Genomic DNA, 11,560 nt, shown 5'->3' on the forward strand with positions numbered 1-11,560 from the left:
ACTGTCCACATCCAGGCCGGGCGCAAGGAAAAGATTCGACCCGGGGACGTGTTGGGCGCCCTCACTGCCGACCTGGGTTACACCCGCGAGCAGGTGGGCAAGATCGACATCAACGAGTTCGCCACCTATGTGGCGGTCGACCGCCGCATCGCGCGGGAAGCGGTGACGCGCCTGAACAGCGGTCGCATCAAAGGCCGCTCGGTCAAGGCGCGCCTGCTGGTGGACGAAGCCTGAGATGGACCGACCCGCAGGCACCGCTGCCAAACGCCCTCGTTCGCCGGACGACGGCGAGCGCCTGGCCAAGCGCGTCGCCGCGCAAGTGCCCTGCTCGCGCCGTGAGGCTGAGCAATACATTGCAGAGGGCTTTGTGAAGGTAGACGGCCAGCGCGCCGAGCTCCCCCAAATGCGGGTGCGCCCCGACCAGCATGTCGACATCGACCCGCAGGCCCAGCTGCAAGACGCCTTGCCGGTGACCTTCTTGTTGCACAAGCCCGAGGGCATGGGGCCCCAGGCGGCCGCGGCGCTGCTGACGCAGGCCGCGCACTGGGGCGAAGACACGTCGGGCATCCGCCCCAGCCGAACCCACCTGCTTGGGCGAAAGCCCCTGCTGGCGCTGCCCGACCCCGCCAGCGGGCTGTGCATCTTGAGCCAGGACTTTCGGGTGGTGCGCAAGCTCACCGAAGACGCGGGCGTCATCGAGCAGGAACTCGTCGCCGAGGTAAGGGGTGAGATCGCCCCCAACGGCCTGGCGCGTTTGTGTCACGGCCTGCGCTGGGACGGACAGCCCTTGCCCCCGGCGCGCGTGAGCTGGCAAAGCGAAACGCGGCTGCGCTTCGCCTTGAAAGGCATTGCGCCGGAGTGGATTGAGTGGATGTGCGCCCAGGTGGGCCTGGAACTCGTCGGGTTGCGGCGCATCCGCGTGGGCCGCGTTGCAATGGCGGGGTTGCCGGTGGGGCAGTGGCGGTATTTGCCGGTGGGAGAGCGGTTTTAGACGTGAGTGCCCTCAGGTTTCAGGTCAGGCCTGGGGCTTGAGAGAAAGACCAATTTAGTCGGCGTCCTATTGATTCACCGCAGTCCGCAGCAACTCCCGGCCGACGTGCTCGGTCAGCTCCAAGAGCTGCCGACTCGGCTGAGACAGGGAGCTTCGGCTGGAGACTGCCAAGCAGACCTCCACTCTAAGATTGGGGAAGAGTGGCAAGGGCGTGATGTCGGCTTTTCTCGCCGAAAGATTTCGAGCCATTTTGGACAGCACTGCGACCCCCTGATCCCGGGAAACCATCTCGACAATTGTCCCCAAGTTGTCGATCTCCATGGTGAAGGCAGGCGTCTTTTTGACACGGCGCATCGCCTCTTCCAAAGTATTGCGGATCGAGTTTGGCCTTGTCGGTGCGATCAGAGGGAGTTCGCTCAAACTCTCGATGGAAATTGGCAGATGACGCGACAAAGACCTCGCTGCCCGCGGCGACGCCATCAGGAACAGCTCCTCGTCCACCAAGTGCGTCACATTAAACAAGGGGCTCGGCGTAGGCTTGAAGACAATCGCTACATCCAAAGATCCGGCGCTCAACTGCTCCATCAGGAACTTCGAGCGCCCTTGAATCACGCTGAAGTTGGCGCTCGGATCCACCGATCGCAGCGTCGCAATCAACTGGCTACCGATCGTCGCTGCAATGATGAATGGCAGACCAATCGCAAACCGCCCCGCCCCGCTTCCTTTGACCTCACTCTCGGCGGTCTCCACCATTTCCAGAATGCGCTGCGCGTGCTTGAACAAGTTTTGCCCGGCTTCAGTCAAGGTAGCGCCGCGGCCATTGCGAACCAGCAGACGCCGGCCAAGGTGATCCTCCAATGTGCGGATCTGTCTGCTAAGCGCAGGCTGACTCAAGTTCAGGGCGTCCGCGGCTCGGCTGAAACTGCCCAGCCGCGCAACCAATGAAAAATATCTGAGTTGGCGGAGGTCCATCGTCCGATTTTTCCTTTGTGCTGAGGCCGGATGATATTCCTTAAATCTATAACTGAGATAACTTTGACCAGCATCTCTGGCCAAACTGGAGTCCAATAATTTCTCTAACCTGAGCCAGGACTACCGACGGAAATCGTGGAAAAACGCGGTGAAGGAAGCAGAAATTCAAGACACCACCATCAGACAACCCGCTGCTAGAAGCGAAAGGATTTAGTTATGGCCTCCCCCAAGTTGAACTGGAATGTGACGCTAGTCGGCGAGTGCATGGTGTCCAGGCCGTTTGGTGTGCACGACGACGCCGAGTCAACGCGCGTCTATGAGCTGATGCGCAATGCAGACCTCACCTACGGTCACCTCGAAATGAATATGGCGGAAGAAGATGAGGTGACCTATCCGAACCGGGGCGACTGGCTCGGTAGCTTCATGTTGTCCGAGCCCGTGATCGCCAAGGACTTGAAATGGGCAGGCATTGACATGATGTCCCTGGCGCACAACCACAGCCTGGACTTTGGCCCCGAGGGCCTACTCGCTACCGTGAAGCATTGCCGGGCAGCAGGCTTGACGGTCGCAGGCACCGGCGTCGACCTCGAAGCAGCGCGAGCACCTGCTTACCTAGAGACGAAGCACGGCCGAGTGGCTCTCATTTCCTTGTCGTCCGGCAATAAGCCCAATGAATGGGCAAGCCTGGCAAAGGGCGGCTTCGCTGGCCGGCCCGGTATCAACCCGCTACGCGCGAGCTTCAAGTACGTGCTGACAGCCGAAGCCGCAGAGCAAATGAAGGCCATCGCCCGGGAGTTGGATGTCCTTCGCGAAAGCGATGGCAGCACCATGGGCACCGGCCTCCAACCGGGCCAATTCGGCTTCCAGATGCCGGGCGACCAGTCGACTCGTGCCGCGAACGCCTTCGTTGTCGGCGATCGGTTCGAAATACAGAGTAGCTGCCACCGCCGCGATCTGGAAGGCAACGTCCGCTCGATCGACGAGGCCCACAAGATGGCGGACTTCGTCATCGTCGCGCACCATTTCAATATCGCAGATGGCAAGCGCCGAGAGAAGGTGCCGATGTTCGTGCGTGAATTTGCGCATGCCGCAATTGACGCAGGTGCCGACGTCTATGTGGCACACGGTTGGCACTGGTGTCTGGGGGTCGAGATCTACAAGGGCAAGCCCATCATCTACGGGACGGGCAATTTCTTTGCCCAGTCTGAATTCATCCGACGCGTTCCCTACGACAGCTACGAAACTTGGGGGCATGACATGGACCGGCTTCCCCAACTGAATCCGGCTGATCATCCGCTGCACCCCGGAATGGACAAGCACGTCGAAGGCTGGTGGAACTCCGCGCTGATGTCACTGGAAATGAAGGATGGAAAGTTCGTGCAGATGAAGCTCCATCCGGTGGAAATGGGGCGTGTCGCCAAGGACGGCAGTATCACGCGGGGCACCGGCCAAGGCGAGCATGCCCTGACCGACGGGCGCCCTCTGATCGCCACGGGCGAATCCGCTCAACGCACACTCGCGCGGATCCAGCGCTTATCGTCGAATTTCGGGACCCAGGTCGCCATTGAAGGCGAGGTCGGCATCATTCGCTTCTGAAAGACAGGCACTTTGCTCACAACAGCAAGTCCATGACCGAGCACACTGCGCTGGCGCAGCTGCAATCCACCAGTCCGAGTGCCCCTGCGAAGGCGCTCGAGGTGAACAGCTTGTCTATCGTCTCCCAGCGAGAGGGGGCGGTAACGGAAATAGTTTCGGACGTTTCCTATTCGATTGCCTCTGGGCGGACGCTAGGCGTTGTCGGAGAGAGCGGCTGCGGCAAGACAATGACCTCGCTTGCGGTCATGGGCTTGCTGCCCGCCAATTTATCGGGCTCTGGCTCCATCCGCATCGCCGGCCAGGAGATGGAAGGCGCCTCAGAGCGGATATGGGAGAACGTGCGAGGCAACCGCGTCGCCATGGTCTTCCAGGAGCCCATGAGTGCGCTCAATCCCGTGATGCAGATTGGGACGCAGATCGCCGAGGTCATCGTGCGACACCGCGGAACAAGCAAGCGGGCCGCCCACGAGGAAGCGATCGAATTGCTCGCCGCCGTCGGAATCCCTTCGCCGCGAGAGCGCGCAAACGACTACCCACATCATCTTTCAGGCGGGATGCGGCAAAGGGCAATGATTGCCATCGCGCTGGCGTGCCAGCCCGCGCTCCTTGTCGCTGACGAGCCCACCACCGCGCTAGACGTCACCATCCAGGCCCAGATTCTTGACCTCATGGTTGAACTGCAGGATCGAACCGGAACGGCCATCCAATTCATCAGCCACAACCTGGCAGTCGTGTCGCAGGTCGCCCACGAAATCATGGTGATGTATGCGGGCCGCGTCGTCGAGCGCGCCTCCTCGCAGGTGATGTTCAGCGCGCCTTTGCACCCATACACCCGCGGCCTGATTGAAACGCTCCCTGATCCGGATCACCCGGTCAAGCGTCTGGCCGTGATCCCTGGCGCGGTACAAAGTATGGCCGCCGGGACGACGGGTTGCAGGTTTGCCAAGCGGTGCCACCTGGCCGACGACCAGTGTGCCCAGGTTTCCCCGGCGCTCGAACTGCAGGGCCCCAGCCATTGGGTCGCTTGTCATAAGGCGGGTACATGACGTCGCTTCTGGAAATCGATGACATGAGCGTGCACTTTCGGGTCGGCTCAGGTTTGCTGAAGAAGGGCAAGACCCTCAAGGCGGTGGACAAGGTCTCGTTACACGTCAACGAAAACGAAACGCTCGCCCTTGTCGGCGAAAGTGGCAGCGGAAAGTCAACTCTCGGGCGGGTGGTCGCAGGCCTTGGCGCACCCACCTCCGGTACGGTGCGTTTCCGCGGCGCGCCCTTGGAGGTGGCCGGAAAAATCCAGATGGTCTTCCAAGACCCTTTCTCCGCACTGGATCCACGGATGCTGGTGGGCGACACCGTCGCGGAGCCCCTACGCCTGCTGGGGCGTGGCAATGCCAAGGAAAGGCGCGAAAGAGCGCTGGCGCTGCTCGATCAAGTCAACTTGCCCCAGGATGCGGCTGAACGGTTTCCACATGAGTTTTCCGGCGGGCAACGCCAGCGCATCGCGATCGCGCGGGCACTGGTCGCAGACCCTGAGCTAATCGTCGCCGACGAGCCGCTTTCGGCGCTGGACGTATCGATTCAGAGCCAGGTCCTCAACCTGCTCATGGACTTGAAGGAAAGCCGCCGGCTGACCCTGCTATTCATCAGCCACGACCTGGCCGTCGTTCACCACGTGGCTGACCGGGTCGCCGTGATGTACCTCGGACGTATCGTGGAGGTGTCATCCCGGGACGACCTGTTCAGGAATCCGAGCCACCCCTATACGCGGGCACTGCTTCAGGCGGCTCCCAAAATCGGGGGGCGCCGATCTGGCCAAACGCACTTGCTGCGGGGAGAGATTCCCAGCCCGCTCAACCCTCCGAGGGGCTGCACTTTTCATCCGCGCTGCCCAATGGCCACGGATCTCTGCCGACAGGTTGCTCCCATACTCGAATCCGCCCCTGGCCGGCCAACGCAACTGGCCGCCTGCCACTTCAAGGACTAAGCCATGGGAAGCTACACCCTGCGGCGTATCGCCGAAGCCGCCCTTGTGGCGCTGATCATGTCCTTTCTTCTGTACAACCTGATCTCGCTGCTACCTGGCGATCCGGTGGACTTGATGTTGGAAGGAAACCCTGCCGTCACGCCAGAGTTGGTGGCCCAGATGCGTGCGCTGTACGGAGACAACCAGCCCCTGATCCAGCGCTATGGCCATTGGCTGGCCAATCTTGCCAGTGGCGATTTCGGCTACTCGTCCTCCCATTTCAAGCCCGTGATGGAGATCCTGGGCCCAGCCTTGGTACAGACCTCGAAGCTGATGATTTGGACCTTTGTGATCAGCGTCGTAGCCTCCATCATTTTGGGCAGCCTGGCAGCGCTTAAACCAGGCGGTTGGCTGGACAACTTCATCAGCTTTTTTGCCTTTGCCTGTGTCTCATCACCAGCTTATTGGGTCGCCTTGCTGTTCTTGATTGTCTTTTCGGTCAAGCTGCAGTGGTTCCCCGCCACTGCGACGGCTGTTGACCCGGACATGGGGCTGCTGCGACAAATGAGCTACTTCGTTCTCCCGGTGCTGACGCTGACGCTGTTTAGCATGGGCCAGTACGTGCGCTACGTTCGCGCCTCGATGATCGAAACGCTGGCCTCAGACTACATCCGCACAGCGCGGGCCAAGGGCCTCAGCCGCATAGCGATCTTGCGCCGCCACGCGCTGCGCAACGCGCTCGTGCCTGTGGTGACCTTGATGGCCTTGAGCTTTGGCAGCCTGATGTCCGGCGCACTGGTTGTAGAAGCCATGTTTGGCGTGCAGGGCATGGGCAAGGCGATCTATGACGCGGTCATGCTCAAAGATTTCAACGTTGCGATGGTCGGCATGCTGTTCGCCACCTTGGTGACGCTGTTGGCGAGTTTGGTGGCCGATCTCGCTTATGGCTGGCTCGACCCGAGGATCGCACTCAAATGAGCACAAACGCCCTCCCTGCTGCAATTGGCCGAGGCTCGCGCTCAATCTGGAGCGACCGCTGGCGCGTCCTCAAAAAACATCGGCCAGCAATGTTGTCGCTCGGCCTCCTCGTGCTCTTGGCCGTTTTCTGCTTCAGCGCGCCGATCTACGCAGCTTGGATGGGGCTAGACCCTAACGGGACCGATCTGCTGGCCAGGTTCAACCCCCCGTCGGAGATCAACATCCTGGGCACTGACGAAATTGGCCGGGATGTGTTGTTGCGCCTGATGTACGGCGGGCAGATCTCGCTATCAGTCGGGCTCTTGGCTACCGCCTTCGGTTGCATCATCGGCGTGACGATTGGCGTGCTCGCGGGCTACCTCGGCGGGCGCGCTGATTCGTTCCTGATGCGAACGACGGACTGCATGATCGCCCTACCCCTCGTGCCATTGCTCGTCATCTTGGCGGCCATCGATCTGGCAAAACTGGGCCTGCCACCTGAAGTCGTCCAGAGCCCGACGGTCTCGTTCTGGCGCATCGTCATCATCATTTCGCTGGTTGACTGGACCACGATTGCCCGCGTCGTTCGGGCTGGCACGCTCACCGTCGTACACCAGGACTACGTACTGGCGGCCCGCGTCAGCGGAGGAGGCCCCCCCTACAACATCGGCATCCATGTTTTGCCAAATGTCGCGACGCCCATCATCGTGGCAGCCACATTGACGATTGGACGCGTCATCTTGCTTGAATCCACCCTCAGTTTTCTTGGTGTCGGCGTGATGCCGCCGACGCCCACTTGGGGGAACATGCTCAATAACGCCCAGGAGCTGGCCTCCACGGCGCCGATGCTGGCGGTCTATCCCGGGCTATTGATTTTTCTCACCGTCATCGCCTTCAATTTTCTTGGCGATGGCCTGCGTGTGGCGTTTGATCCGCGCTCTCAGCAGCGGTAACCAGGCCGCGATACGGACAAAAGCGGTTGGTAGCAAATCAGGCGCACGGCGCCCTACAAGGAGTGAGGAGACATGATGATGAATGTGCGAAACAAGCCCTATCGCGGCACCTTGATGACCTTGGCATTTGTTGCCGCCGGAGTGATGGCAACGCCCGCTACGGCAGCACCCGATCCGACCAAGCTGGTCATTGGCCAGCTTCAGTTCGTGCCCAATTCACACCCGCTGATTCAGGTCAATAACACCAAACTGTTCTTGATGGGTTTCATCCAGCGTCCGATCACGGCCTATGACGCAAGGGGGCAGAGTGTGTGCCTGCTTTGCGAGACCAAGCCTTCGCTGGAAAATGGCTTGGCCAAAATAGTGGACCTGCCGGGTGGCAAGAAGGGAATGCAAGTCACCCTGAAACTGCGCGCCGACGCCAAGTGGGGCGATGGCACCCCGGTTAGCGCACAAGATATTGCCTTCACCTGGAAGATGGCAAACGATGGCGCCGCGGGCTTCTCCAACTACAACCCGTGGACGCGTGCGACCAAGGTCGACATAACCAATCCGAAGACGGTGGTCCTGCATCTTGACGCAGTGGAATCAGGCTATGACAGCTGGGACCAGGTCCTCCCGGCTCACATTGAAGGGCCCATCTACGCCAAGCACAGGTCTGCGGAGGAGTACATCAAGCAAAGCGCGTACAACCGCGAGCCCACGACCCCGGGTCTCTGGAATGGCGCCTACACCGTCACTTCGATTCAGATGGGCGCCCAGATCACGATGGCCCCCAACAAGTTCTGGCCGGTAGCGCCTCAGATCAAGTCCATCATCCTGAGCTACCGTAGCAACGCGGCCGCCCTCGTTCAGAACCTGCTGTCTGGCGACCTGGACGCTTTACCGGTCAGCCCCGGCGGCATCAGCTTCGCCCAGATGTTGACCCTGCGAAAACAGCAGGCTGCCCGTTTCGACTTCCCGGTACAAGCCGGCTACAACCTCGAGCGGCTGGTCTTCCAGACTAAAAACCCGGCACTTGCCGACGCTCGCGTGCGCCGAGCGATTGCCTTTGCTATCAACCGCGAGGCCATCAGCACCCAGCTCTTTGAAAAGCTCCAGCCGGTTGCCACCAGCATCCTCTCCGAAAACAGCAGCAACTATTCCGACGCGGTACCCCGCTACAAGTTCGATCCGGCACGCGCCAAAGCCATCCTCACTGAGGCGGGATGGAAGCCGGGCGCGGATGGTGTATGCGTGAATCCAGCTGGCCAGAAACTTTCCGTGGAGCTTTTGACGACTGCAGGCAACCAGACGCGGGTGCAAATCGCCCAGGTGATCCAAAGTCAACTCAAGTCCGTTTGCGTTGATGTTGCCGTCAAGCAGGCCCAGATCGGTGTCTACAACGGCGAGGAGATGCGCAAACGCAATTTCACCGGAATTGGCCTGTCGTCTATCCAATTTCCGCCGTCCACGTCACCCGAGATTTACCTTGGAACAAGCGGCATCCCGACCGAAAAGAATGGCTACACCGGGAACAACTTTGCCGGCTATTCCAGCCCAGCGATGGATGCAGCCGTTGCGGAGGCCGAAAAGGCGTTGCAGCCGGCAGCGGCGAGGGCGGCATGGGCCAAAGTCCAGCAGATCGCCATGGAAGATCTTCCTATCCTGCCGCTTTACTACTACGCCTCCTCCTGGGTGGTGCCTAAGGGCATGACCGGGCTTGACGTCCCTCGATACGACCAGCCTACCAACTGGGCCGAGTACTGGAAACGGGCGCCGTAACGTCTGCGCGCAGGCAACGCAGGCTCACTCACTTTCCTCTTCGGAGAACAGATATGGTCACCGCCGTCGCGGCAGAAAAGGCGTTCCTCAATCGATGGAGCCCCCACTCAAACGCCAATTACCGTACGCAATTCATGGGGGAAGACCGCCACAAGGGGGAGAGGCCTGACCCGAGACGGCCATCGCCCATCGCCTATCTGGTGGAGCAAGCGCCACACACACAATTGCGGGCGCATTTCCATGAGGCTGATCAGTTTCAAATTTTTGTGACCGGCGCAGGGCGCATTGGCGCGCATGACGCGGACCCCGGGCTGGGGCATTTCGTCGGGCCGTACTCGGGCTATGGCCCGATCGTCGCGGGGGACACAGGCCTTGCTTATATGACCTTGCGCAATGCCTATGACCCGGGTGCGCAGTGGCTACCCGACCATGTCGAGAAGCTGCGTCCTCACCGGGAAAGTCGCCGAGAAATTACCTTCCACACGCCATCGCCCACTGACAATTGCGAGTGGGCTCCACCGAGCGCGGCCACCCTCTCGCCTCTGATCGATCCAAAGGCAGACGGGCTAGCCGCCTGGTCGTGCCTCGTCCCTGGAGGCCAGTCCTTGCGCGGCCCCTCAGCAGCGGACAGTGGGGGCCAATTTTGGCTGGTCATGGCAGGGGCACTGATCGATCCCGAACATGGCGCTCTCGACCGACTGTCGATGGCCTTTGTCCGGCCGGAAGATGGCAGCTACACAGTGCAGGCAATCGATTCTGGCCTGCATGTGCTGGTACTCCAGTTCCCCCGATACCGACAGGCAGAGGCCGCTTGATCCGCGTCGCGATCATTGACGACTACATCGATATCGCGCGGACTCTGGTCGACTGGAGCCCGGTCGACGCGCTGGCAGAAGTAGTCGTCTTCAAGAAAAAGTTTTCAGACGATGACGAGGCAGCGCAAGCCCTCGCAGACTTCGACATCATTTGCACGCTCCGGGAGCGGTCGAGCTTCGACGCCCGACTGCTCTCGCGCTTGCCTCGCCTCAAATACATCGCAGTCACCGGAATGCGCTTTGACGCGATCGACGTCGTTGCCGCAACAAGACTTGGCATTGTTGTCTCGAATTCAGAGGTCACCCGGGGTGGAGGCGGTGTGTCTGAGCTCGCCTGGGGTCTCGTCATCGCAACAGCTCGTCATATTGCACATGAAGACGCCAGCATCAAGAGCGGAGGGTGGCAATCTCGCCTCGGCTTCACTCTAAAAGGCAAAACGATCGGCGTTGTCGGTTTGGGACGTATCGGAAGCCGCATGGCAGCTTATGCAAATGCGTTCGAGATGAGGGTCTTGACATGGAGCCCAAACATGACCGCCGAACGGGCTGCCGATCAAGGCGCTGTGTACGCTCCACTTGAGACATTGCTAGCCGATAGTGATGTCGTCACCTTGCATATCCCCCTCAGCGCCAGCACCCGCGGGCTCATAGGGGCCGCCGAGCTCAGTCGCATGAAGAAGTCTGCCGTTTTGATCAACACCTCACGGGCGGGGCTCGTCGACCAGCCTGCCTTGATTGACGCGCTCACGCGCGGCCTGATCGGAGGTGCCGGACTCGATGTCTTCGAAGCGGAGCCCCTGCCGACCGATGATCCGATCCGGCACTTAGCCAATGCTGTCCTCACGCCCCACATCGGCTACTTCACCTCCGAGATGTTGACGGTCTACTACGAGGACGCTGTAGAGGCCATCGTCGCGTTCATCAAGGGGCGGCCGATTCGCGTGGTGAATCCGGAGGTTCTAGTCAGGCCTCGCTAGTGACGATTGGCAGCTCACGTACCAACCCATGCGCCGCCACTTCCCAGGGGAACCTCAGTGGCTGACCTCCTTGAGCCGCTCAGCGAAGTAAGCCAGAACCGGCACCTGCTTGCCCTTGACTTTGGCCAGATCGTCGTAACGCCGTAGTCGTACCGCTTCAGCGGCGAAGGGCTGTGACATGAATTTTTCCGCTTCGGCCTCGCTGAAGATTCCGCCCTGCAATTCCAGGCTGTGCTTGGAAGCCGGCGATAGGTCGGCCCAGTAGCCGGAATCGACCCGGCAGAGGTAGCGCTTGGCGTCCACATGCAGGCGGATCGGTTCGAGGACTGCGTCGGGAAACAGGGCGCGCAGGAAAGGCAGGGCGATGAACTGGTGCAGATCGTCCTGGCGGGCATCGTGCTCCGCCACGCCTTCACGTTCGGCTACGAGCAAATGCCCCAGGTCATGCAGCAGGCAAGCCACGACGGTTTGGGGCGTCTCGTCTGCCTCCTCGGCCAAGTGCGCGCACTGCAGTGCGTGTTCGAGCTGGCTGATGGCCTCCATGCCGTACTGGCTTTGGCCGCGCACTTCCA

Annotated in this window: 12 protein-coding genes; 10 read left to right on the plus strand and 2 right to left on the minus strand. The window is 60.8% G+C overall.

The features are described from left to right. Positions 1-234, plus strand: a 234-nt coding sequence (locus QE494_RS11385) for a DbpA RNA binding domain-containing protein (protein WP_300043433.1), incomplete at its 5' end; no start/stop codon positions are given. 1 nt (position 235) lies between these two features. Next, positions 236-991: an RNA pseudouridine synthase gene (locus tag QE494_RS11390; RefSeq protein ID WP_300043434.1), complete on the plus strand. Its 756-nt coding sequence runs from the start codon at positions 236-238 to the stop codon at positions 989-991. A 66-nt stretch (positions 992-1,057) separates the two neighbouring features. On the opposite strand, the gene QE494_RS11395 is transcribed toward QE494_RS11390, so the two are convergent. After that, a complete protein-coding gene (locus QE494_RS11395; RefSeq protein ID WP_300043436.1) occupies positions 1,058-1,963 on the minus strand; it encodes a LysR family transcriptional regulator in 906 nt (301 codons plus the stop codon). Positions 1,964-2,248: 285 nt separating this feature from the next. On the opposite strand from QE494_RS11395, the gene QE494_RS11400 reads away from it, so the two are divergent. The 8 genes from QE494_RS11400 to QE494_RS11435 all read left to right on the plus strand — a co-directional run bounded on the left by QE494_RS11400 (position 2,249) and on the right by QE494_RS11435 (position 10,988). Next, complete coding sequence (locus QE494_RS11400) at positions 2,249-3,559, plus strand: CapA family protein (protein WP_336619437.1); 1,311 nt, start codon at positions 2,249-2,251, stop codon at positions 3,557-3,559. Positions 3,560-3,591: 32 nt separating this feature from the next. Continuing rightward, positions 3,592-4,605, plus strand: coding sequence for an ABC transporter ATP-binding protein (locus tag QE494_RS11405; protein ID WP_300043440.1), 1,014 nt, complete (start codon positions 3,592-3,594; stop codon positions 4,603-4,605). Beyond that, a complete protein-coding gene (locus tag QE494_RS11410; RefSeq protein WP_300043442.1) occupies positions 4,602-5,543 on the plus strand; it encodes an ABC transporter ATP-binding protein in 942 nt (313 codons plus the stop codon). Before QE494_RS11405 ends, QE494_RS11410 begins: the two co-directional genes overlap by 4 nt. Before the next feature lie 3 nt (positions 5,544-5,546). After that, positions 5,547-6,500, plus strand: coding sequence for an ABC transporter permease (locus QE494_RS11415; RefSeq protein WP_300043444.1), 954 nt, complete (start codon positions 5,547-5,549; stop codon positions 6,498-6,500). Beyond that, entirely contained in the window at positions 6,497-7,432 is a 936-nt protein-coding gene (locus tag QE494_RS11420; protein WP_300043446.1) for an ABC transporter permease, read from the plus strand. The genes QE494_RS11415 and QE494_RS11420 overlap by 4 nt, the downstream gene beginning before the upstream one ends. 72 nt (positions 7,433-7,504) lie before the next feature. Next, positions 7,505-9,196, plus strand: coding sequence for a peptide ABC transporter substrate-binding protein (locus tag QE494_RS11425; RefSeq protein ID WP_300043448.1), 1,692 nt, complete (start codon positions 7,505-7,507; stop codon positions 9,194-9,196). A gap of 53 nt (positions 9,197-9,249) precedes the next feature. Continuing rightward, on the plus strand, positions 9,250-10,011 hold the full coding sequence (locus QE494_RS11430) for a hypothetical protein (RefSeq protein WP_300043450.1): 762 nt from the start codon (positions 9,250-9,252) through the stop codon (positions 10,009-10,011). Continuing rightward, on the plus strand, positions 10,008-10,988 hold the full coding sequence (locus QE494_RS11435; protein WP_300043452.1) for a D-2-hydroxyacid dehydrogenase family protein: 981 nt from the start codon (positions 10,008-10,010) through the stop codon (positions 10,986-10,988). The genes QE494_RS11430 and QE494_RS11435 overlap by 4 nt, the downstream gene beginning before the upstream one ends. 54 nt (positions 10,989-11,042) lie before the next feature. On the opposite strand, the gene QE494_RS11440 is transcribed toward QE494_RS11435, so the two are convergent. Then, positions 11,043-11,555, minus strand: a complete 513-nt coding sequence (locus tag QE494_RS11440) for an HD domain-containing protein (RefSeq protein WP_300043454.1) — start codon at positions 11,553-11,555, stop codon at positions 11,043-11,045. Positions 11,556-11,560: the final 5 nt, after the last annotated feature.

Source organism: Ramlibacter sp., assembly GCF_029866045.1.
Lineage (GTDB): Bacteria > Pseudomonadota > Gammaproteobacteria > Burkholderiales > Burkholderiaceae_C > Ramlibacter.